Raw genomic sequence first — 21,375 nt, forward strand, 5'->3', positions numbered from 1 at the left:
ACCATCCTAAAATCCTAAGTCGCTGGGTCGGTCTCTCTAGACTGGCCCTGTAATCTCTCTCTAGCCCTTGCTCTACCTGACTTCTTCAGTAATTACTTTCCCTAGGTTTCGTTGACGGCGTCGTCGGTCCGGTCCTAGTCCGGTCTTTCACCCTGATTTTAGGTCTATTGCCGTCGTCGTCGACGGGGCACCCACTCTAGATTTCCATCTAATTCCACCAGTCCATTCCCTCAACCCAAGTTCTCGCCCTAACGCATACGAGATTCACCCTAGAACCACTCCTAGCGTTGAGATTACCGATTTCAGTATGAATACCAGTCCAGTGATTAGCCTTCGTTTCTAGCTCTGTGGTTCACTGCTGCTGACTACTAACCTAAATCACTTAAGAGATATCAGACCGATTACCACTGAGGGTAATCGGTCATCATTGTTCAACAATCATCTGGTTCTAATCTTCGGTGCTGAGTCTCCTGATTGATCTCAGCTAGAACTCCATTTAGGTATCTCATTTATATCTATTATTAATTAACTTCAGCTAATGGACAGGATGTTGATTATATTTTTGTTGGTTTAGTCAGGAAGTTTTTCTGGGGTTCTGTTCTGGTGTTGAGTGGCATGTATCTAGCGAAGAATCGTGTCGTACAGATGAGAGAGGTTACTGATGGTTGATATCAGCCTGAGATAGATCTTCGGGTTCTGTGGTGATTAGGTGGAGTGTTTCACTGGCGCTAATGGAATCGTGCTTACAGGAAGTAATCGAAGACCGGATATGGAAAGGACTAGAAAAGATAAAGGCCCATGAATTTCTTCATGAGCCTTATCGGAATTTGGTGGCCCCTCCCAGATTTGAACTGGGGACCGAACGATTATGAGTCGTGCGCTCTAACCACTGAGCTAAGGGGCCGTAGGGCATAGATTATAGGGGAAGCGTTCAATGGTGTCTAGACACTATAAGGGGCAATTCCGCTTACATCTTAGCCACTTAAATCACACGGATAAAAAAAAGGTGAGCCAACGCTCACCTTTTCTTATTTATGCTTAAAAGCTAACCACAATAAAGTTTGTGATTACTCGTCTAGGAAGCTACGCAGAGTTTCTGAGCGGCTTGGGTGACGAAGTTTACGCAGTGCTTTTGCTTCGATCTGACGGATACGTTCACGAGTTACGTCGAACTGCTTGCCCACTTCTTCAAGAGTGTGGTCAGTGTTCATGTCGATACCGAAACGCATACGCAGTACTTTAGCTTCACGAGGCGTGAGGCCAGCAAGAACGTCTTTAGTTGCACCGCGTAGGCTTGTTGCCGTTGCAGAGTCTAGAGGTAGTTCTAGCGTTGTATCCTCGATGAAATCACCTAGGTGCGAATCTTCGTCGTCACCGATTGGTGTCTCCATTGAGATTGGCTCTTTAGCGATTTTCAGTACTTTACGGATCTTGTCTTCAGGCATTTGCATGCGTTCAGCCAGTTCTTCCGGAAGTGGTTCACGACCCATCTCTTGTAGCATTTGACGAGAGATACGGTTTAGTTTGTTGATCGTTTCGATCATGTGAACCGGAATACGGATAGTACGAGCTTGGTCGGCAATCGAACGAGTGATTGCTTGACGGATCCACCAAGTAGCGTAAGTAGAGAACTTGTAACCACGACGGTATTCAAACTTATCTACCGCTTTCATCAGACCGATGTTACCTTCTTGGATTAGATCCAGGAATTGTAGACCACGGTTTGTGTACTTCTTAGCAATCGAGATTACTAGACGTAAGTTCGCTTCAACCATCTCTTTCTTCGCACGACGAGCTTTCGCTTCACCGATAGACATGCGACGGCTGATATCTTTGATGCTTTGAACAGTAAGAGACGTTTCACGTTCGATCATATCCAGCTTTTGGATAGAGCGACGGATGTCGTGCTCGTTACGTTTAATCTTTTCTGCGTATGGCTTGTCTGAAGCAAGAACTTCATCCAACCATGCTTCGCTAGATTCGTTGCCAGTAAATAGAGCAATGAAAGATTTCTTCGGCATTTTGCCGTACTCAACCGTTTGACGCATGATTAGGCGTTCTTGAGTACGTACACGATCCATAGAGTTACGCAGTTCGTTTACTAGGTAATCAAACTGTTTTGGTGTTAGACGGAACTCTTTGAATACGTCTTGCATCATTGTCGTTGCAAGCATTGCTTTCGGGCTTTCATGGCCGTACTCGTTGATCGCTAGTTGACGATTCTGGTAGCTAGTACGAAGTGCTGTGAACTTCTCAAGAGCAAGTTCAGGATCGATACCTGTATCTTCTTCTTCCTCTTCCTCGTCGTCTTCAGCGTCTTCTTTGTCTTCGTCTTCCAGATCAGTTTCAGCAAGTTCTGAACCGATGTGAGTCGCCGTTGGCGCAGCTGTGCCATCGTCGTCAGGGTCAACAAAGCCATTGATTAGGTCTGTTAAGCGAATCTCTTCTGCTTGTACGCGGTCAAACTGTTCCAAGATGTATGGAATAGTGCCTGGGTACTCAGCAACCGATAGTTGAACTGTATTGATACCATCTTCAATACGTTTCGCAATGTCGATTTCGCCTTCACGAGTCAGTAGTTCAACCGTACCCATTTCACGCATGTACATACGAACTGGGTCAGTAGTACGGCCAATCTCGCTTTCTACGCTTGAAAGCGCAGCAGCTGCAGCTTCGGCTGCATCTTCATCTATATTGGCATCGTCATCATTAAGTGCTAGATCATCAGCATCAGGTGCAGTTTCAACTACCTTGATACCCATGTCGTTGATCATTTGAATGATGTCTTCTACCTGTTCAGAATCCACGATTTCTGCAGGTAGGTGGTCGTTTACTTCGGCGTAGGTCAGATAGCCTTGTTCCTTGCCTTTAATAACAAGTAATTTAAGCTGTGACTGCGGATTTTGATCCATAGATGATATCCAACTTCAGGTCTGGTGAAGGACGTTGCATTCTCAAATGCAAACCAATTATGTTAACAAATTTATTAAATGCTGACTAATCAAACAGGGTTACGCTTTTAGATCTAGCATTAAAGCTAGTAGCTCCCTTTTTTCTTCGGCTGATAAACCGACGCTTCTTGCTTTGGCCTGCAGGTTTTCAATTTGTTTTTCAACGCACTGGGCAAGTATGTTGTCCAATGAGTCTAAAAATATGTCTTCTTGATTGTCTTCGTCGAGGGGGATTTCCCAGCTCGCGAGACGAGACAGAAGAGCCTCATGTTTATTGTGTCGCCAATGCTCTAATAATTGGCCTGTGTTGATATGGGGATGCGCGTGGCATTTATCAAGTACTTCGACGAATAAACTTAGCCCAGGCAATTGTAAGCCTTTGACACTTGATAAATCCGGTACCATATCAGCATAGCTCGGATTTTGGATAAGCAAAGCGATAACTTCACGCATTGGAGTGCGCTTCAGCTCTTTATGTGGTTGAGGTGTCGGGTTCTGTGTATGAACACGCGCACGTCTCAATTGGTTATCAAATCCAGTTCGCTCATCGAGCAGTTTTTCGAGCAATTCTTGGAAGTAACTGTCAGGGATTTTATTAATCAAGGCGCTGGCGTGTGCACGCAGTGCTGATTTCCCTTCGGTTGTTCCCAAGTTTAACTTGTGTATTTCAATCAGGTTATCGAACAAATAGGTCGAAAGCGGTGTCGCATTTTGAACAAGCTGTTCAAAAGCGGCTTTGCCATGCTCTCTAATATAGCTGTCTGGATCTTCACCGTCGGGCAAGAATAGAAACTTAAGCGTGTTACCGGTTTTCAGGTATTCAAGCGCGTTTTCTAGTGCGCGCCATGCGGCCTCTTTACCTGCTCGGTCACCATCGTAACAACAAACCACAGTGCTGGTTTGACGGAACAACATTTGAACATGGTCGCCGGTTGTCGAGGTGCCCAGTGATGCTACTGAGTAATCAACACCATATTGCGCGAGTGCCACGACATCCATGTAACCTTCAACCACAAGTATTTGCGGCGGTTCACGGTAGGCTTGCAGCACTTCATAAAGGCCGTAAAGCTCTTTACCTTTATGGAAGATAGGCGTTTCTGGTGAGTTGAGATATTTTGGAGTACCGTCTTCTAATACACGACCACCAAAACCAATCACACGGCCACGACGATCGCGAATCGGGAACATTACGCGTCCACGGAATCGGTCGTATCGGTTACCTTTATCGTTCTCAATTAACATGCCGCCAGTCACGAGCATGTCTTGGGCTTCTTTCTGTTGGCCAAAGTTCTTACGAACTAAGTCCCACTCATCGGCCACATACCCAATGCCAAACTTCTGGACGATCTCGCCCGAAAGGCCACGATTCTTTAGGTAATCAATCGCAGGTTTGTTGGCTGATATTTTCAGTTGAGAGCGGTAAAAATTACTGATACCGCCCATCAAATCGTAGAGGTTACGTTTTTGTTCGCTGTTGGCTCTTGGTGCTGTTGATATCTCGCCGCTGCGCTGTTCTCTAGGAACATCGAGGCCTAAGAAAGAGGCTAGCTCTTCAATAGCTTCAACAAAATCGAGACGTTCGAACTCCATAATGAAGTCGATAGCATTACCGTGTACGCCACAACCAAAGCAGTGATAAAACTGTTTTTCTTGGCTTACGCTAAAAGAAGGGGTCTTTTCGTTGTGGAATGGGCAACAAGCACCATAGTTTTTGCCTTTTTTCTTAAGTTTCACGCGTGCGTCCACAATGTCGACAATGTCGAGACGCGCTAGGAGATCATCGATGAAACTACGCGGGATGTGTCCTGCCATAAAACCTTAGAAAAATGCACTAACTGAGAGTGTGGATAATAATAGTTTGAATAGGTTACAGATACAAACAAGCCGTGCGTTCCGAAGGATTGCACGGCTTGTTGCAATTTGATTTGGGATTAAGCGAGTTTAGAACGAACTAAACCACTAACTTTACCCATATCTGCACGCCCTTGAATTTGTGGTTTCAAGATAGCCATTACTTTACCCATGTCTTGCATGCCCGCTGGTTGAGCTTCGGCGATTGCGCTATCAAGTAGTGCAATAACTTCTTCATCAGTTAGCGGTTGAGGCATAAAGCCTTCAAGTACCGTAATTTCTGCTTTTTCCACGTCAGCAAGATCTTGACGATTTGCCGATTCATATTGAGCAACAGAATCGCGACGTTGCTTAACCATTTTAACTAATACAGCAAGAATGTCGTCGTCGTTCAGAGTGATCCGTTCGTCAACTTCACGTTGCTTAATTGCTGAAAGAGCTAAGCGGATAGTGCCAAGGCGCGGTTTGTCCTTGGCTTTCATCGCTAATTTTTGCTCTTCTTTGAGTTGTTCAATAAGAGCCATAACTCAGTCCTTATGGATTAAGTTATTAGTACAGGCGAACGCGACGTGCGTTTTCGCGAGCTAGCTTCTTAGCGTGACGCTTTTGAGCTGCTGCTTTAGCGCGTTTGCGAACTGTAGTTGGCTTTTCGTAGTGCTCGCGACGGCGAACTTCAGAAAGGATACCTGCTTTTTCACAAGAGCGCTTGAAACGACGTAGTGCAACGTCGAACGGTTCGTTTTCACGTACTTTAACTATTGGCATATGCCTTTCACCTCAGGGGTTATTCATTATCGCTGGCCACTCAGTACCAAATCAGAGAAGTTACCCATCGAGCTAACTCTCTATTCGCGTTTGGCCATTAACCAGCTTGATCAAAAATGGTGCGGAATTTTAATCCGATCACAGTGGCTTTGTAAAGCACTTTGTCGATTATAGTCTGTACAATATTTGTTTGAAGAGCTTAGGCAGGGTAATATTGCGCTAATTTCCCATTTTAGACGAAAGCGTGCCGAGAAAATTATGCGCATTATTGGTATTGAAACCTCTTGTGATGAAACAGGAATCGCGATTTATGATGATGAGCAAGGGCTGCTTTCTCATCAATTATATAGCCAAGTAAAGCTGCACGCCGATTACGGTGGTGTGGTACCTGAGCTAGCTTCGCGTGACCACGTGAAAAAAACAATTCCTCTTATTAAAGCGGCATTAGCTGAAGCGAACCTAACGTCGAAAGACATTGATGGTGTGGCTTACACGGCTGGTCCAGGTTTAGTGGGCGCTTTGCTTGTAGGTGCAACGATTGGTCGCAGTATTGCTTATGCGTGGGGCGTGCCTGCTGTGCCTGTCCATCATATGGAAGGCCACCTTCTTGCGCCAATGTTAGAAGACAATCCACCTCCATTCCCATTTGTGGCTCTGCTGGTTTCTGGCGGCCATACTATGATGGTAGAAGTGAAAGGCATTGGTGAATACCGAATTCTTGGTGAATCGATTGATGATGCAGCGGGTGAAGCGTTTGATAAAACCGCGAAGCTGATGGGCTTAGATTACCCTGGTGGTCCACTGCTATCTCGCTTGGCAGAAAAAGGCACTCCGGGTCGTTTTAAGTTCCCGCGTCCAATGACCGATCGTCCAGGTCTAGATATGAGCTTTTCTGGTCTGAAGACGTTCGCAGCGAATACCATTCGTGATAACGATAATGATAACCAGACTCGTGCTGATATTGCTTATGCATTCCAAGAAGCTGTTTGTGCAACCTTAGTAATCAAGTGTAAGCGCGCCTTGGTAGAAACAGGCATGAAACGTATAGTGATTGCTGGCGGTGTAAGTGCTAACAAGCAACTGCGTGTTGAGCTTGAAGCTCTTGCTAAGAAAATCGGTGGTGAGGTGTACTACCCACGCACAGAATTCTGTACAGATAACGGTGCGATGATCGCTTATGCGGGCATGCAGCGCCTGAAAAATGGCGAGACTGCAGATCTTTCAGTTCAAGCAACACCACGTTGGCCGATTGACCAATTAGAGCCAATTGCTTAATACATCAAGATGTTTCGATAAACGGTCGCCTAGTGCGGCCGTTTTTATATCCTAGCTTACCGACCGTATGTCGATAAATAATTGCTGATAGAGATTAGGGAAGAAAATGAACAAGTTCACAGTAGACAATCAATCGATGGCGTACCTAGATGAAGGTCAAGGCCCTGTTGTTGTACTCGGCCACAGCTACCTTTGGGATAGTGCAATGTGGAAGCCGCAGATCGAAGCATTAAAAACTCAGTATCGCTGTATTGTTCCAGAGCTTTGGTCTCACGGTGAGTCTCAAGCTGCACCCGCTTCGATGCGTAACTTGAAAGATTACGCTCAGCACGTTTTGGCTCTGCTTGATCATTTAGAGATCGAAGAATTCTCAGTGGTTGGCTTATCGGTTGGCGGTATGTGGGGAACAGAGTTAGCGGAACTTGCACCTTCACGTATTAAGTCTTTGGTTCTAATGGATACTTTTGTGGGTTTAGAACCAGAGGTTGCTCACGCAAAGTACTTCAGCATGTTAGATACCATCACTCAAACCAAGACGGTTCCTCAGCCAATTGTTGAAGCGGTTGTGCCACTGTTCTTCGCTAATGATACGCAAACCAACACGCCAGCTTTAGTGGAAGGTTTTACTCAGCAGTTATCTGAACTTAAGGGTGATAAAGCGGAAGAAGTGGCGCGCATCGGTCGAATGGTCTTTGGACGTCGTGATATGATCGAATCAGTAGAGAACTTCGCGCTACCTGTGTTGATTGCGGTAGGACAAGAAGACAAACCACGTCCGGTACTTGAGTCATACCTAATGCACGATTGCATTACGGGCAGTGAATTAGTGGTGATTCCTGGCGCAGGTCATATTAGCTCGTTAGAGCAACCAGAGTTTGTGAACACAATGCTGAAGACGTTTTTAGATAAACATCTGCTGTAAGCTTTAAATACTGAATATTATGGTTCGGCTTAGACGTGACAGTTTAAGCCGATTTTTTTTGTCCGAGTTTTGGTTCGCTGCCATCGAGTAGGCGGCGGATATTCTGATGGTGACGCAACACGATCAAACAACACAACATGGCTACAGGCAGTGTGTATTGAGGTTTGACTAACCAAGCGTAGAAAGGGGCAAGTAGCACAGTAACCAGTGCAGCTAAAGAAGAGTAACGAAACAAAAACGCGACCACTAACCAAGTCGCCATGATCATTCCGGTTAGATCGAACCCTATTGGGGCGATAGCGCCGAGTGCGGTTGCCACGCCTTTACCACCTTTGAAGTGGAAGAAGATCGGATACATATGGCCAAGACACGCCGCAATTGCCACAACCCCAAGAATGATTGGGTCGATCTTGAGGTAGTAGCCAAGCCAGACAGGGATAGTGCCTTTCAGCATGTCACACAAAAGGACGGCAGCTGCTGCGCCTTTACCGCCAACACGCAGGACATTGGTTGCTCCTGGGTTGTTAGAACCTACTGTTCGAGGATCTGGGAGCCTCAAAACTCGGCATATCAAGACCGCACTAGAGATTGAACCTAGTAAGTAGGCAGCAATGATCATGATAAGTGCCAATGGGGTCATGTCTGTCCTTTAACGGTTATACGCCTAACGATGGGAAAATAATGCTCAATCCAAGAGTAATTGATATCATATCTCGAATTACGCAAATAATACGTTTTTTTCCCCCATATGGGTATCCGACCTCTAAAAGGACAAGTCATGGCACTGGATAAAGTTTTCATTGAACAGCTAGAAGTAATTACAACGATCGGTGTTTACGATTGGGAACAAGAGATTAAACAAAAACTTGTGCTTGATATTGAAATGGCTCATGACAACCGCCCAGCAGGCAAGAGTGATGATGTGGTTGATGCTTTGGATTATTCGAAAGTGAGCACTGCAGTACTTGAGCACATTGCAAATGGCCGTTTTCTACTCGTAGAACGTGTTGCTGAAGAAGTCGCAGAGCTTATTATGACTCAGTTCTCTGTGCCGTGGATTAAAATCCGATTGGCTAAACCTGGCGCAGTGCCACAAGCAAAAGCCGTTGGTGTGATCATCGAACGAGGTCAAGCATGACAGTAGCCTATGTTGGTGTTGGCACGAACATAGACCGCGACAAGCATGCAAGGGTGGCATGGACAGAGCTTCAATCGTTAGGGACTAACCTTAAATGCTCTAAAATCTATCACTGTGAGCCCGTCGGTTTTAATAGCCATCCGTTTTATAACTTTGTGATAGAGCTCGACACGTCACTCTCATTGACTGAATTTTCACAGCAGCTGCGTAAAATTGAGTTTAAATGGGGTCGCTCTCAAGATGCGCACAAACTACAAGATCGAAAACTCGATCTTGATATTGTGCTGTTTGGAGAGGAGGTTTCTGAGTGTGAACCAGAATTACCACGCAGTGATATCTACAAATATCCTTTTGTAACACAGCCGCTTTATGATCTTTGTCCTGCGCGAGTGATCCCGCAAGACGGAAGAACCGTCAGTGAAATATGGCAGAAGATGCAGCAATTAGACTCGCTCTCTGTCGTAGATATAAAACTATAATTTTTAAGGTAAGTAATGAGTTATTTTGAAGCGTTTATATTGGCGTTGGTGCAAGGCTTTACAGAGTTTTTACCTATTTCCAGTTCTGCACACCTAATCCTTCCTTCAGCTGTTTTAGGCTGGGAAGATCAAGGTTTGGCTTTTGATGTCGCTGTCCACGTTGGTACTTTGGCAGCTGTTGTTATCTATTTCCGTAAAGAAGTGGTCTCTCTGTTGAGCGCATTCTTTGGTTCAGTGTTTAAAGGCGATCGTAGTAAAGAAGCGAAGTTAGCGTGGATGATCATTCTTGCGACGATTCCTGCGTGTATCTTTGGCTTGTTGATGAAAGATATTGTTGAGCTTTACTTACGCAGTGCGTGGGTGATCGCGACGACAACGATTATCTTTGGTCTATTGTTATGGTGGGTGGACAAGAACTCAAGCCTGCGCGATGACGAATACCAAGCGGGTTGGAAAAAGGCGCTGTTTATTGGTCTTGCTCAAGCAATGGCGATCATTCCGGGCACGTCTCGTTCTGGCGCAACCATTACCGCGGCGCTTTACCTTGGTTTCACACGTGAAGCGGCGGCTCGACTCTCTTTCTTGATGTCTATCCCAATCATCACTCTGGCTGGTGGTTATTTAGGTCTTAAGTTGGTGACAAGCGGTGATCCAATCCATGTTGGCACTTTGCTAACGGGCGTTGCGGTGTCTTTCATCAGTGCTTACATCTGTATCCACTTCTTCTTGAAGCTTATCTCTCGTATGGGCATGACACCGTTCGTTATCTACCGCCTGATTCTAGGTTGTGGTCTGTTTGCTTTCTTAATGATGCAGTAACAGACACAGGCAACGGTCTCGCTGTAAGAATTGAAACAAAAGGCCCGCTTAACTGCGGGCTTTTTATACGTTTTAGGTAGAGCGGCGACGATTAACTGCTAGCGAGTTCTGATAGGGCGTTTTCAATTGCGATGGCTCTGCGTTTCTCTTGTTCTTCTCGAATATCTTTACCTTTAAAGCCATCGGCAATAATCGCCTTAACTTCGACTTGAAGCGCCGCTTGGTAGGCGACTTCAAAGCGCGCTTTTTGAGGGTAAGGCTGATCTTGTAACCCTTTTCGGCCTGCGTGGTCGGCCTGGCAGCAAAGTAGTATATCGTCGAACCTATCTGGCTTACGCCAAACATCGAACTTGTTGAGAACCTTGAGAAAGGTGGTTGGTTTGAGCTCGCCTGCGCGGTGGATATTAGAATGTTGCTCGCACACTAACAACGCAAGGTCTCTGAACTCATTGGGCACTCTCACTCGCTCACACAGTTTCTTGATTATCTTAACACCTGTGTGGCAGTGCATTTTATGGCTTGGCCATTCAGCTTGTGGTGTGACGCCTTTACCTAAGTCATGCACTTGAGCTGCAAAGCGTACCGGTAGCGATGGGCTTAATAGTGCGGCTTGCTGAGCAACCATCAGAGTGTGAATACCCGTGTCGATTTCAGGGTGCCATTTTTCAGGTTGAGGGACGCCAAATAGAGCGTCAATCTCAGGTAATACGACTGCCAATGCACCACACTCTTTCAATACAGAGAGGAACACTTCAGGGTGCGGTGTACTAAGAGACTTATGCCACTCTTGCCAAACTCGCTCTGCAGTAAGGTGTGCCAGTTCACCAGATTGGACGATCTCACTCATCATATCCATGGTTTCAGGTGCAACCGTGAAGTTAAGATGGTGAAGCTTGGCGGCGAAGCGAGCCACACGCAGTACACGAAGAGGGTCTTCAACAAAAGCGTCTGAAACGTGTCTTAAGATACGATCCGAGAGATCTTTCTGGCCATGATAAGGATCGTGAAGTTGGCCTTTATCATCTTGAGCTATAGCGTTGATGGTCAGATCTCGACGCATCAGGTCTTCTTCCAAACTCACGTCTGGCGCGAAGTAACATTCGAAGCCTGTGTAACCAGAGCCTGATTTTCTCTCAGTGCGAGCCAGTGCGTGCTCTTCTTTGGTTTTTGGGTGCAAGAATACCGGGAAATCTTTTCCCACAGCAGTAAAGCCAAGGTTTTCCATCTCTTGAGGGGTACTCCCTACCACGACCCAATCTCTATCATAACTATCAATATTGAGCAGCTTATCGCGCACTGCTCCACCGACTAGATAGCGTTGTAGCCCGTTGTCTTTTGGTAGGCTATCGTAAATTTGCAACTTATCACCTCGAAATGTTTTATCACTGCTGGACTTTACTGCAAGCAATGGTACTTTCCATTAATCGTAATTATAGGGCAGCACATGTATAAGGAATATTTTGGCTTCGTTGAGATGCCATTTTCGATTGTACCAAATTCTCGCTACTTGTTTTTGAGTCAGCGCCATCAAGAAGCGATGCAGAACCTACAAGCCGGTTTAGGCGAGGGTGGGGGCTTTGCGATGCTTACTGGTGAGGTTGGTACAGGGAAAACAACGGTCGCTAAGGCGATGTTGTCTTCATTGGATAGTCATACTCAGGCTGGCCTTATACTTAACCCTACGTTTTCAAATACGGATTTACTAGAAGCTATCTGCGATGAGTTTGAGGTCGAGTACCCAGAACAAGCATCGTTGAAACAGCTCAGTCAGGCTATTCATTATTTTCTACTTGATAGCCATGCCGAAGGCATTCAAACCCTATTGGTGATCGATGAAGCCCAACACCTCGCTGCCGATGTGTTGGAGCAGTTACGCCTTCTAACAAACTTGGAAACCGACAATCGTAAGCTGTTAAAAGTACTGTTGGTCGGCCAGCCGGAATTACAACAGCACTTACAAACCACGCAGCTACGTCAGCTAGCACAGCGCATTACTGGTCGTTATCACTTACTGCCTCTTAATACCGAAGAAACGGGCAAGTACATCGCGTTTCGTTTGGAGACGGCGGGTGGCGAGCAGATGTTGTTTTCGAACCGTTCTATCAAGCTGATTGCTCAATATACGCATGGTATTCCAAGGCTCATTAACTTGGTGTGTGATAAAGCACTGCAGTTGGCTTTTCATGACGGTGAGCAGCTACCGAGCAATGAAACGGTTAACCGAGCGTGTCAGCAGGTTATGTCCTTTCAGGCCGATGTGTATCACGTCGAGAAAGCTCTAACTTCTCGTGTCGCGCCTAAGTTATTCCAATACGCAGGGATTGCGACGTTAAGCGTTGGTCTTGCAATAGCGACCTTTAACTTCGCTCCAAGCTATATCAATGCTTGGTTGCCTACGGATGCATCAAATGGAGCAAAGACGGAAGTGTTAGCACGTACTCAGCGTTCTTTGGTATCAGATGTTCCTAAGTTGGTTGCTGAGCCAAAACCTGCCAAGTTTGAATTGCCACAACACATTCAACAACATTTGATGCAGGGGACCAATCGTTCTCTCGCTATCAAAGACTTGTATACGCTGTGGGGATATCAATCTTCACTGCGTGATGGATTGTGCTTAAGTGAGCCACAAAGTGTTTTTGTGTGTGAGCAGCAGCAGGCCAGTTTGGATACCTTGTTAGAACTTGGTGTTCCTGTGGTACTTAATCTCGACATAGACCAAAAACCAGTGTTTGCTGTGCTGTATGGCGTGTCTAAGGATTCTGTCGAGTTGCTGGTTAATGAAAAGCTGTTGGTGATGCCGAAGCAATCCTTAGAGCAAATCTGGCAAGGCGATTACGTCGCTATTTGGAAGCAGCCGCTGCGAGAGACCCTTAAAGAGGGCTATCAAGGTGAAGCGGTTGCTTTGCTTGATCTACTGCTTTCTGAAGTATTAGGAGAGGTTGTTTCCGGTAATGATGTATTTGATTATGAGTTAAAAATGAAAATCGAAGCATTTCAAACGTGGCAAGGTATGTCTGTTGATGGCATTGCAGGTAAGCGCACCTTAGCAAGATTGCAGAGATTAGCTCAACTCGATTCGCCTAAGCTGATGTCACTAGAAGGGGGCGAAAGCTAATGTCACGTATTATGCACGAACTTAAACAGCCGTCTCACAAGCCATCTTCTATTAATCAGCACTCTCTTAGCAAACCAAGCTTCAAAGGCTACCAGAATCATCATGTTCCTAACTCTGCAAAAGGGATGAGCAACAAGCGAGGTTCATCGTTAGCGATGGGGCTACTCTTAATCTTGGTTCCTTCTTTGTTGGTGGGTGGCGTCTTGGCTTATCAATCGTATATCCAACAACAAGAAGCCGTGAACCAAGCTGCCAATGTCGCTCTGCCAGAATTTAAAACTGAATCAGACATTGAGCCTGAAATTGCGGATGCTGATATAGCAAGCATGGATGCCGTGTCTGAGGAAGAAGATGCCTTGTTCACCGTTCGCCCTGCACCGGAGAGCCAACCGTTGAAAGCATTGCCACGCCAAGAGATGTATGCACAGATTGATTCTGGCGCTAATCGTGCAAACACCGCTGGTGGCTCAGCAGTGATCTTCGCTAATGCTGATAACAACACTCAAATGACAGCCAGTTCTGAATCGTCATCCGTTCAGCCAGGCGCGAGTGATGAAACGACTGCTCTGCAATCAAGCACTGATCAGCAATCAAATAGTGACTTACAATCGGACAGTGATCTGCTGCAAGGGCTAGACCTCAGTGAGTTGCCACCTGATTTGGCATTGAAGCTTGAATCTATTATGGGGGAGCAACAAAGCGCTCCTGAGCCGATGGATTCTAGACCCTCAGGGCAAAGGGGTTCTCAGGTCATTGAGTTGGAAACGCACACCAATAGCTTATCAGGCGTCCTTCCTAAGTTAGACCTACAAACCCATATGTACTCGAGCAGCGAAACCAAGCGTTGGGTAAAAGTGAACGGTCAAGAAGTGGCGCAAGGAGATTGGATTGGACAAGACATTCAATTGCTGGAGATTAAGCCACAATCGGTGATCATAGAGTTCAATCAGCAGAAGATAGAAATCCCAGCTCTGTACGAGTGGAAAGGCTAGCGAGCTCTAAAGGTATCTAGATAACAGACAAATAAAAAGGAGCACCTCGGTGCTCCTTTTTGATCTTCGATACTGAATTTACTGTACCTAATACAAGCGTTACGTCTACGCCCAACCGTTTGGTGATTTTCTGCGACGAGGCATGATGTGTGGCAGAACAAGGCCTAGAAGTAGACCAATACCCGCAACACCACCACCGTACATGAAGTACTTCAATAGTAGGTCGTCTTTTTGAGTGTCTAGCTTAGCGCGCAGTTCACGGTTCTCTGTTTGAGAACTCGTTAGCTGTTGGCTAATTTCACTGTAGTTCTGTTCTAGTTCAGCAATCTGCTTGTTACGAGAATCTAGAGAGCTTGCTAGGCCAGCTTTTTCGCTGTCAGCACTCTGACGAGCATTCGCTAGCTTGCCTTTAACTTCCGTCAGCTCTTTCTCTAGCTTAGGCATACGCAGTGCCATGCTTTCTTGAGTGCTTACAAACTTGCTTTCAACCCAACCTTTACGGCCACGGTTGTCTTGAATTTGGGTGTAACCCGTACTCTTGTTAGTTTGTAGGAATGTAATCTTTTCACCAGCATCAACACTACCGATGATACGGAATGTGTTGTTTGGGCCAGAATGCATATAAGTAAATAGTTTGTCAGCAATATAACGGTCTTGTGCAAAGGCAGCTGGAGCCGCAAGCATTGCGAACAAAACTAAGCTAATCAGTTTTTTCACAGTAAATCCCTTAACGATTCAAATTGGGTAGGCGTATGAGTCAGCCTCAATCAGCAAATAATATTTAGTTTCTTTATGCGGTGCAACAAAGAAGGGAGGCAAAGCCTCCCTTTCTGTGCGTTTGAGTCAATAATGACATGGCATTTACATATCGTTACTGAAGCTCACACTGTTCTGACGCTAGTATTCACTAACGCAGTCGCGATTACATAGTAAACGCAGCTTGAATTCCGTAGAAGAACACAACAGCAAGTAGAGCACCTGCAGGTAGTGTCACAATCCAAGAAGCCACGATATTACGTACAACGCCTAAGTTTAGTGCTGCGATACCACGAGCAAAACCAACACCTAAAACAGCACCAACGAGTGTTTGTGTAGTAGAGATTGGAAGGCCAGTACCTGAAGCTAGTACAACCGTACATGCAGTTGCAAGTTGTGCAGCAAAGCCACGGCTTGGTGTTAGTTCTGTAATACCAGTACCAACGGTTGCCATTACTTTATGACCCATTGTTGCAAGACCAACAACGATACCGAATCCACCTAGAGGAAGAATCCACCATGCGATAGTACTCTTACCTGTGATTTCACCCATGTGCTCAACGGTTGATACAACAGCAGACAGTGGACCAATCGCGTTCGCAACGTCGTTTGAACCGTGTGCAAATGCCATCGCACAAGCTGTGATAACCATGAGTACAGAGAAGATGCCTTCAACACCTGCAAAGCCGTGGTCTTCTTCGCGGTTAGCGAATTTCTTCTGGATGTATAGGTAACCGCCGATCATTACAAGCGCAGAAACGCCAGCAGCCCAAACCCATGCTTCAGTGTTGCTTAGGTGAAGACCAACGTGCTTAAGGCCTTTCTTGATGGTTACAAGTGCAATTACCATTGTTGTAATGAACATGTATACCGGTACAAAGCGTTTCGCGTTAAATAGCGGGTTCTCTGTATCAAAAATCAGTCGTTGAGCACTTACAAATATGACGTAAGCGAAGAAGCCGGAAATAACGGGTGTGATAATCCAACTACCCACAATACCTTGAACACTGTTCCAGTCTACAGCTTCAGTACCTACAGAAATACACGCAAAACCGATGATTGCACCGATGATTGAGTGAGTCGTAGAAACCGGCCAGCCCATGTAAGAAGCGAGAAGTAGCCATGTACCCGCAGCAAGAAGTGCTGACATCATGCCGTACACAAGTACATCTGGTTGATGAGCGAATAGAGACGTTTCGATAACACCTTTACGAATCGTGTCTGTTACTTCGCCGCCCGCAAGGTAAGCACCTGCGAATTCAAAGATCATTGCGATAATGATCGCTTGTTTAACGGTTAAAGCTTTAGAGCCTACTGAGGTGCCCATTGCGTTCGCAACGTCATTTGCACCAATACCAATAGCCATCAAGAAACCGAAAGCTGCTGCAACAATAATCAGGACAGTGCCGTAGTTAGCAAGGATATCCATCGTAATACCTAGTTGTTTGATAACAAGCGGAACAAATTTAGACGCAAAAAACCGCTCAGCGAGAGGAATACTCAGCGCATAAGTGGTTTGTTCAAAAAATGCTCTTCGTTATATGGTTAACGTATGATTTAAGATCGAGAAAGCATTACTTCAAGACGAGCGCCTACACGCTGTGCTTGATCTGCAATACCACCAACCCATTCAAGAATTTTGTATAAGAACATGATATCAACTGGATTCAGATCGCCTTCAATTGCCATTAGTTGTTGGCGTAGTTCGATCTGCATCGCATCCGTGTCATCTTCAATTACATCTAATTGATGAATCATTTCGGCAACGAGTGTTACTTCACGGCCTTTAAAGCCAGTCTCAAGTAATTCGTCTAATTCATTGATTACGTTTTGTGCTTGGTTCGCTGCATCTAGACAACGTTTAACGTAAGCGATGAAGTTTTCTTGCATAGGAGCAGGAATGACAAGTTGACGACCATATACACGGCCAGCAATGTCTTTCGCTAGGTTTGCGAGTTTGTCTTGTTGAGTTAATAGCTCCAACATATCGGTGCGATCAACTGGCATAAACAAACCACGAGGAAGTTTAAGGCGAATTTCACGTTTTAGTACGTCAGCTTCTTTCTCAAGGTGAGAAATTTGAGCTCGAATTTCTGATGCTTTTTCCCAGTCACCTTTTGAAGAAACTTCAAAGAAATTAACTAGGTGAGAACAACATTCGTTCACGCATACTACGTGACGCTGCAAAGGTTTAATTGGGGACTTTGCAAATAACCCCATAATTGTATTTACTGGCATGGTCATCCAACCTAATAAATAATAACCTTAAAACAACATACACCATATTCATGGTGAAATGTTAAGCGATGGCTACAAAGTCGCGCATGTTAACCTAATCAATCTCTCATTAAAACTGTTTTAGATCATCATAAGGGCGATATTTCTGACTTGCCGACTTTTCAAATTGGCAATATCCTGTCCCTATCTTCACAGAAAGGTATAACTATGGAAACCGAGATAGAACTGAAGTTTTTTGTTTCTCCTGAATTTTCAGAGACTTTACGCAATAAAATTGCTGAAACTAAAGTACTTCAGCACAGTTGTCGTGAGCTAGGTAACATCTACTTTGACACCGCTGACAACTGGCTACGTAAGCACGATACAGGCTTACGCATTCGACGCTTTGATGACGTATTTGTACAAACCGTAAAGACTGCTGGTCGTGTGGTTGCTGGCCTGCATCAAAGGCCTGAATACAATGCAGAACACGACAGCAACGAACCTAAGCTAGCCCTGCACCCAGAGGATATCTGGCCAACAGGTAAAGACATCGAAACGTTGCAAGCTGAGCTGACTCCTCTGTTTTCTACCAACTTCACGCGTGAGCAGTGGTTGATTGGTATGCCTGATGGTAGCCAAGTCGAGGTCGCATTCGATCAAGGCTTTGTTGAATCAGGCGACCTGCAAGAACCGATTTGCGAAGTCGAATTGGAACTTAAATCCGGTCAAACGGATGCGCTATTTACATTGTCTCGCCAATTCTGCGAACAAGGTGGCATGCGTTTGGGTAACCTAAGTAAAGCAGCTAAGGGTTACCGTCTTGCTCAAGGTTATCAAGGAGATGAAGTTACTCCTTTGACCTTAGTTGATACTGACAAAAGTGATACCGTTGAATCGTGTTTTATTCAATCTTTAGAGCATGCTCTCGCTCATTGGCATTATCACGAGCAGATTTTCACAGAGCGTCAATCGATTGAAGCTTTGCATGAGATCAGTCACTCGCTGAGTTTTATTCGCCAAACTTTCACTATCTATGGCGGCATTGTCCCTAGACGAGCAAGTGCGATTTTACGTCAAGAGTTGAAGTGGCTTGAGCAAGAGCTCGACTGGCTGAAAAGCTATGATCACTTCGAAGACTTGCTGGAAGATAAAGGCCATGTACTACGTAAACTCGATGCGCGTAAGTTCTTAGTCGCTGAGCTTAAAGAGATGCAAGAGCAACTGCCAGATCGTGAAGATCTGCTTACCTTGCTGAGCTCTGCTCGTTACACCGGTTTATTGTTAGATTTGAGCCGTTGGATCTTGTCTCGTGGCTGGCAGCCTTTCTTAGATGAGAAAGCGCGTGAGCAAATGGGTCGTGGTATCGAATGGTTTTCCGTGCAGCAACTCGATCGCACATGGGCAGACTTGATGGAAGCTTTCCCGCCAGAGCGAGTGATGACCAGCCAAGCGTATATTGAGCAGCAATACCGTTTGATGCGAAACCTATATTCTGGTGTTGGTTTCGCGAGTTTGTATGATGACGCTGAGCGAAACAGTTTCCGTTTACCTTGGGCCGATATGGTGCAAGGCATTGATGACTTGCTGGCACTTAAAACATTAGAGCCTTTGACTGAGAAGCTGGAAGGCGATGAGAAGCTTCAGCTAGAGCGTTGGTTAGCTCGTCAAGAAGTGTCCATTCTGCATGCGATGGAACAGACACGCCAAATCAGTGTTGAGGTTGAGCCATACTGGCAAGACTAAACTCGATACCTGTATCAATAGAAGTATGAATTTGAAAATAGGGCTCCGGCCCTATTTTTTTGTTTGTTGCTCAAGTTTTTCGAGTCGCTCTAAGATTTTCTGTTGCTGCTCGATGATCTTCTCAAGGTGTTTCTCTTTGTTTTCCGCTCGTTGATTCTCATGATGAGTTGGGGAGGTGATCAAAGAAGTAATCAAGCCTGAAATCATACCAAACACACCGACACCACAGATGATCACCATTGAAGCCACTAACTGACCGGAAGTTGTCACTGGGTAATGGTCGCCATAACCCACAGTACTGATGGTCACAAACGCCCACCATAAAGCATCATGACCTGTAGTGATGTTGGCGTTCGGATCTTTGTGTTCCAATAGCAGGATCGTGCCAGCACCGATAGTCAGTAAGATCACCAAAAGCAGAATGATGGAAGCGAAAGTGGTCTCTTTCCTATTACGAAATAACTCTCTGAAAATACGTTTACTTGAACGCAGAACTAAGATGACTCGCAGAATTTGAAAAATACGGGCGAAACGAAGAGGCTCGATCATTGGGATACTTGCTAAGAAATCGATCCAGTGTACTTTTAGAAATTCTTTTTTGTTTTGTGATCTAAATAGATCAATTGTGAGCTGAAAAAGAAAAACACTACAGATTATAAAATCGAGGCCGATAAGGACTTGTTTCGATTCTTTATCGATCGGTACGAACAATAAGCCTGAGATCACAAATAACGCTAAGAAAGAGAGAATCAGTGACAATAAGCTCATCGGCTTGGTGGCGTCTTTGGTATTATTCAACATTCATACGAGGCTCAAAATAAATCGCGAACTTTGACTGACATAGCCACCTCGCGGATATAGAAGCCATCAATATATAAGAATTAATGGAGAACTGACAATGACTAAACTGTCATTCAAGCCGTGGGAAAGGGTAATCTCTGACGTTCGTCTCGTTCCAAAAATGGTCATGTTGATGATATTCAGCACTATCTTGATCATTTCGAAGCAGCTATGGGACGCAAGTACGTTTTACGATTCATTGCTTGCTGTAACGAACAATGCGCAAGTCGCACAACAGCATTACGAGACTTACCTAGTTCAAGTGGCTTGGCAAACAGCCTTGATGATCATTGTGTTTGTGGTTCTTCTGTTAGCAGCGGCGCGCGTTATGCTGCGCCAGACTCAATACCTTAATGACGCCATTAAAACCATGGCAGATAAGAACTTTTCAGTGCCGATTCAAATGGACTGTAAAGATGAATACGGCGATGTGGCACGCGAACTTGAAAAAACTCGCGTCCAACTGAACGACATGATCAAAACTCAGGTGGCCTCTTCTGATGAGCTGTTTGCTCTGACGGAAGTGATGACCATCAGCATGTCTGAAACCAAAGAGTCAGCTCAAGAAGAGTTCAACGAGATCGATCAACTGGCAACAGCAATGAGTGAGATGACGTCGACGGTGCAAACTGTCGCTGAGCATGCACAAAGCGCTTCGTCATTGACTGAACAGGCATCAGGCCAAGCTCTTACTGGTCAGAAGTTCGTTCAAGGATCAGTGTCTAAGATGAGTGAGCTATCTTCAGATATCGCAGCATCTGCAGCAGCGGTAAACCAAGTAGAAGAACGCGTTGACTCAATTGGCAGTGTGGTTGGTACTATCCAAGGCATTTCAGAACAGACAAACCTACTAGCATTGAACGCTGCAATTGAAGCGGCACGTGCCGGTGAAGCGGGTCGTGGTTTTGCGGTTGTTGCTGATGAGGTTCGTAACCTTGCACAGCGCACTCAGCAAGCGACGGTAGAGATTCAAGACATGATCAGTCATCTACAAAGCAGCGCTAACTCTGCGGTAGAACTGATGGAGAAGAGTGTTGTTGAAGCGGCTGAAGGTGTTGATCTGGTGACTAACGCGGGAAGTGAGCTTGACGGCATTGTAAGCCAAGTCAATCAAATCAATGATATGAACTTCCAGATCGCGACCGCTGCAGGCCAACAGAGCAGTGTTGCTGAAGAGATGAGCGTCAACCTGACCAATGTACGCGAGCTTGTTGAAGCTTCAGTTGTGGTGGTTGGTGAACTGCTCGAGACCTCTCAGCTTATGGAAAGTAACGCGCAAGAACTCGACGGTAAGATTAAGCAATTTAAGGTTTAGTCCTCAGCACCCAATCTTCATCCGTCAAAGGCTAATTCCCAGAGACTGTTTCTCGGTTGTAAGCTCAACCAGATAAGTTAATCGATAAAACGCCCACATTGCTAATGTGGGCGTTTTTTATTGGCGTAACTTTGGTATAACTTATCTTTAGTTATGAAAACTCGTTATTGAAGAACTGAATCGATAAACCGATT

Annotated in this window: 19 protein-coding genes and 1 tRNA gene; 9 read left to right on the forward strand and 11 right to left on the reverse strand. The window is 45.4% G+C overall.

The window, feature by feature from the left end; translation table 11 throughout:
* Window positions 1-828: 828 nt before the first annotated feature.
* The 5 genes from AB4517_RS18000 to rpsU form a co-directional block, all read right to left on the reverse strand.
* Window positions 829-904 (reverse strand) — tRNA-Ile (locus AB4517_RS18000).
* 163 nt (window positions 905-1,067) lie between these two features.
* On the reverse strand, window positions 1,068-2,912 hold the full coding sequence (gene rpoD, locus AB4517_RS18005; protein WP_048614894.1) for an RNA polymerase sigma factor RpoD: 1,845 nt from the start codon (window positions 2,910-2,912) through the stop codon (window positions 1,068-1,070).
* Window positions 2,913-3,011: 99 nt separating this feature from the next.
* Entirely contained in the window at window positions 3,012-4,763 is a 1,752-nt protein-coding gene (gene dnaG / locus AB4517_RS18010) for a DNA primase (RefSeq protein WP_017062923.1), read from the reverse strand.
* 119 nt (window positions 4,764-4,882) lie between these two features.
* Window positions 4,883-5,326, reverse strand: a complete 444-nt coding sequence (locus AB4517_RS18015) for a GatB/YqeY domain-containing protein (protein WP_017069475.1) — start codon at window positions 5,324-5,326, stop codon at window positions 4,883-4,885.
* A gap of 25 nt (window positions 5,327-5,351) precedes the next feature.
* On the reverse strand, window positions 5,352-5,567 hold the full coding sequence (gene rpsU, locus AB4517_RS18020) for a 30S ribosomal protein S21 (RefSeq protein ID WP_004396009.1): 216 nt from the start codon (window positions 5,565-5,567) through the stop codon (window positions 5,352-5,354).
* 258 nt (window positions 5,568-5,825) lie between these two features.
* Here rpsU and tsaD point away from each other — a divergent pair, with 258 nt between their 5' ends.
* Together tsaD and AB4517_RS18030 are read left to right on the forward strand one after the other, a co-directional pair.
* Window positions 5,826-6,842, forward strand: coding sequence for a tRNA (adenosine(37)-N6)-threonylcarbamoyltransferase complex transferase subunit TsaD (tsaD, locus tag AB4517_RS18025; protein ID WP_372083343.1), 1,017 nt, complete (start codon window positions 5,826-5,828; stop codon window positions 6,840-6,842).
* Between the two features lie 106 nt (window positions 6,843-6,948).
* Entirely contained in the window at window positions 6,949-7,764 is an 816-nt protein-coding gene (locus AB4517_RS18030; RefSeq protein WP_372083344.1) for an alpha/beta fold hydrolase, read from the forward strand.
* 43 nt (window positions 7,765-7,807) lie between these two features.
* Here AB4517_RS18030 and plsY read toward each other — a convergent pair whose 3' ends face one another.
* Window positions 7,808-8,404 (reverse strand): glycerol-3-phosphate 1-O-acyltransferase PlsY, encoded by a 597-nt coding sequence (gene plsY, locus AB4517_RS18035; protein WP_009847793.1) that lies wholly within the window; start codon window positions 8,402-8,404, stop codon window positions 7,808-7,810.
* A gap of 138 nt (window positions 8,405-8,542) precedes the next feature.
* On the opposite strand from plsY, the gene folB reads away from it, so the two are divergent.
* The 3 genes from folB to AB4517_RS18050 are packed head-to-tail and all read left to right on the forward strand — an operon-like array spanning window position 8,543 to window position 10,200.
* Window positions 8,543-8,902: a dihydroneopterin aldolase gene (folB, locus tag AB4517_RS18040; RefSeq protein ID WP_017061412.1), complete on the forward strand. Its 360-nt coding sequence runs from the start codon at window positions 8,543-8,545 to the stop codon at window positions 8,900-8,902.
* Complete coding sequence (folK, locus tag AB4517_RS18045) at window positions 8,899-9,381, forward strand: 2-amino-4-hydroxy-6-hydroxymethyldihydropteridine diphosphokinase (RefSeq protein WP_017062921.1); 483 nt, start codon at window positions 8,899-8,901, stop codon at window positions 9,379-9,381. The genes folB and folK overlap by 4 nt, the downstream gene beginning before the upstream one ends.
* 15 nt (window positions 9,382-9,396) lie before the next feature.
* Window positions 9,397-10,200 carry an undecaprenyl-diphosphate phosphatase gene (locus AB4517_RS18050; protein ID WP_017069477.1) on the forward strand — a complete coding sequence of 268 codons (804 nt, stop codon included), beginning with the start codon at window positions 9,397-9,399 and terminating at the stop codon, window positions 10,198-10,200.
* A gap of 91 nt (window positions 10,201-10,291) precedes the next feature.
* Here the strand turns inward: AB4517_RS18050 and AB4517_RS18055 are convergent, their stop codons facing one another.
* Window positions 10,292-11,608, reverse strand: coding sequence for a multifunctional CCA addition/repair protein (locus AB4517_RS18055; protein WP_372083345.1), 1,317 nt, complete (start codon window positions 11,606-11,608; stop codon window positions 10,292-10,294).
* Window positions 11,609-11,644: 36 nt separating this feature from the next.
* Here AB4517_RS18055 and AB4517_RS18060 point away from each other — a divergent pair, with 36 nt between their 5' ends.
* Together AB4517_RS18060 and AB4517_RS18065 are read left to right on the forward strand one after the other, a co-directional pair.
* Window positions 11,645-13,315: an ExeA family protein gene (locus AB4517_RS18060; protein WP_198599054.1), complete on the forward strand. Its 1,671-nt coding sequence runs from the start codon at window positions 11,645-11,647 to the stop codon at window positions 13,313-13,315.
* Complete coding sequence (locus AB4517_RS18065; RefSeq protein WP_136982226.1) at window positions 13,315-14,307, forward strand: general secretion pathway protein GspB; 993 nt, start codon at window positions 13,315-13,317, stop codon at window positions 14,305-14,307. Before AB4517_RS18060 ends, AB4517_RS18065 begins: the two co-directional genes overlap by 1 nt.
* Before the next feature lie 105 nt (window positions 14,308-14,412).
* Here AB4517_RS18065 and AB4517_RS18070 read toward each other — a convergent pair whose 3' ends face one another.
* The 3 genes from AB4517_RS18070 to AB4517_RS18080 form a co-directional block, all read right to left on the reverse strand.
* Window positions 14,413-15,024 (reverse strand): TIGR04211 family SH3 domain-containing protein, encoded by a 612-nt coding sequence (locus AB4517_RS18070; RefSeq protein WP_017062917.1) that lies wholly within the window; start codon window positions 15,022-15,024, stop codon window positions 14,413-14,415.
* Between the two features lie 205 nt (window positions 15,025-15,229).
* Entirely contained in the window at window positions 15,230-16,492 is a 1,263-nt protein-coding gene (locus tag AB4517_RS18075; RefSeq protein ID WP_017061418.1) for an inorganic phosphate transporter, read from the reverse strand.
* Window positions 16,493-16,620: 128 nt separating this feature from the next.
* On the reverse strand, window positions 16,621-17,301 hold the full coding sequence (locus AB4517_RS18080) for a TIGR00153 family protein (RefSeq protein WP_010434644.1): 681 nt from the start codon (window positions 17,299-17,301) through the stop codon (window positions 16,621-16,623).
* 207 nt (window positions 17,302-17,508) lie between these two features.
* On the opposite strand from AB4517_RS18080, the gene AB4517_RS18085 reads away from it, so the two are divergent.
* Window positions 17,509-19,026, forward strand: a complete 1,518-nt coding sequence (locus AB4517_RS18085; RefSeq protein WP_017069482.1) for an inorganic triphosphatase — start codon at window positions 17,509-17,511, stop codon at window positions 19,024-19,026.
* A 51-nt stretch (window positions 19,027-19,077) separates the two neighbouring features.
* On the opposite strand, the gene AB4517_RS18090 is transcribed toward AB4517_RS18085, so the two are convergent.
* A complete protein-coding gene (locus AB4517_RS18090; protein WP_102321461.1) occupies window positions 19,078-19,827 on the reverse strand; it encodes a potassium channel family protein in 750 nt (249 codons plus the stop codon).
* Between the two features lie 97 nt (window positions 19,828-19,924).
* Here AB4517_RS18090 and AB4517_RS18095 point away from each other — a divergent pair, with 97 nt between their 5' ends.
* Window positions 19,925-21,181 (forward strand): methyl-accepting chemotaxis protein, encoded by a 1,257-nt coding sequence (locus tag AB4517_RS18095; protein WP_102321460.1) that lies wholly within the window; start codon window positions 19,925-19,927, stop codon window positions 21,179-21,181.
* The last annotated feature ends 194 nt before the right edge of the window (window positions 21,182-21,375 follow it).

It is taken from the genome of Vibrio sp. 10N.222.52.C3 (assembly GCF_041474195.1).
Classification (GTDB): domain Bacteria; phylum Pseudomonadota; class Gammaproteobacteria; order Enterobacterales; family Vibrionaceae; genus Vibrio; species Vibrio crassostreae_C.

Bases quoted from the DNA above. Each gene is read 5' to 3' on its own strand.
- AB4517_RS18075 (WP_017061418.1), bottom strand. From the start codon at position 16,492: ATGGATATCCTTGCTAACTACGGCACTGTCCTGATTATTGTTGCAGCA.
- AB4517_RS18060 (WP_198599054.1), top strand. From the start codon at position 11,645: ATGTATAAGGAATATTTTGGCTTCGTTGAGATGCCATTTTCGATTGTA.
- rpoD (WP_048614894.1), bottom strand. From the start codon at position 2,912: ATGGATCAAAATCCGCAGTCACAGCTTAAATTACTTGTTATTAAAGGC.
- AB4517_RS18085 (WP_017069482.1), top strand. From the start codon at position 17,509: ATGGAAACCGAGATAGAACTGAAGTTTTTTGTTTCTCCTGAATTTTCA.
- AB4517_RS18015 (WP_017069475.1), bottom strand. From the start codon at position 5,326: ATGGCTCTTATTGAACAACTCAAAGAAGAGCAAAAATTAGCGATGAAA.
- AB4517_RS18090 (WP_102321461.1), bottom strand. From the start codon at position 19,827: ATGTTGAATAATACCAAAGACGCCACCAAGCCGATGAGCTTATTGTCA.
- dnaG (WP_017062923.1), bottom strand. From the start codon at position 4,763: ATGGCAGGACACATCCCGCGTAGTTTCATCGATGATCTCCTAGCGCGT.
- folB (WP_017061412.1), top strand. From the start codon at position 8,543: ATGGCACTGGATAAAGTTTTCATTGAACAGCTAGAAGTAATTACAACG.
- AB4517_RS18050 (WP_017069477.1), top strand. From the start codon at position 9,397: ATGAGTTATTTTGAAGCGTTTATATTGGCGTTGGTGCAAGGCTTTACA.
- AB4517_RS18030 (WP_372083344.1), top strand. From the start codon at position 6,949: ATGAACAAGTTCACAGTAGACAATCAATCGATGGCGTACCTAGATGAA.
- plsY (WP_009847793.1), bottom strand. From the start codon at position 8,404: ATGACCCCATTGGCACTTATCATGATCATTGCTGCCTACTTACTAGGT.
- rpsU (WP_004396009.1), bottom strand. From the start codon at position 5,567: ATGCCAATAGTTAAAGTACGTGAAAACGAACCGTTCGACGTTGCACTA.
- AB4517_RS18065 (WP_136982226.1), top strand. From the start codon at position 13,315: ATGTCACGTATTATGCACGAACTTAAACAGCCGTCTCACAAGCCATCT.
- folK (WP_017062921.1), top strand. From the start codon at position 8,899: ATGACAGTAGCCTATGTTGGTGTTGGCACGAACATAGACCGCGACAAG.
- AB4517_RS18095 (WP_102321460.1), top strand. From the start codon at position 19,925: ATGACTAAACTGTCATTCAAGCCGTGGGAAAGGGTAATCTCTGACGTT.
- AB4517_RS18080 (WP_010434644.1), bottom strand. From the start codon at position 17,301: ATGCCAGTAAATACAATTATGGGGTTATTTGCAAAGTCCCCAATTAAA.
- tsaD (WP_372083343.1), top strand. From the start codon at position 5,826: ATGCGCATTATTGGTATTGAAACCTCTTGTGATGAAACAGGAATCGCG.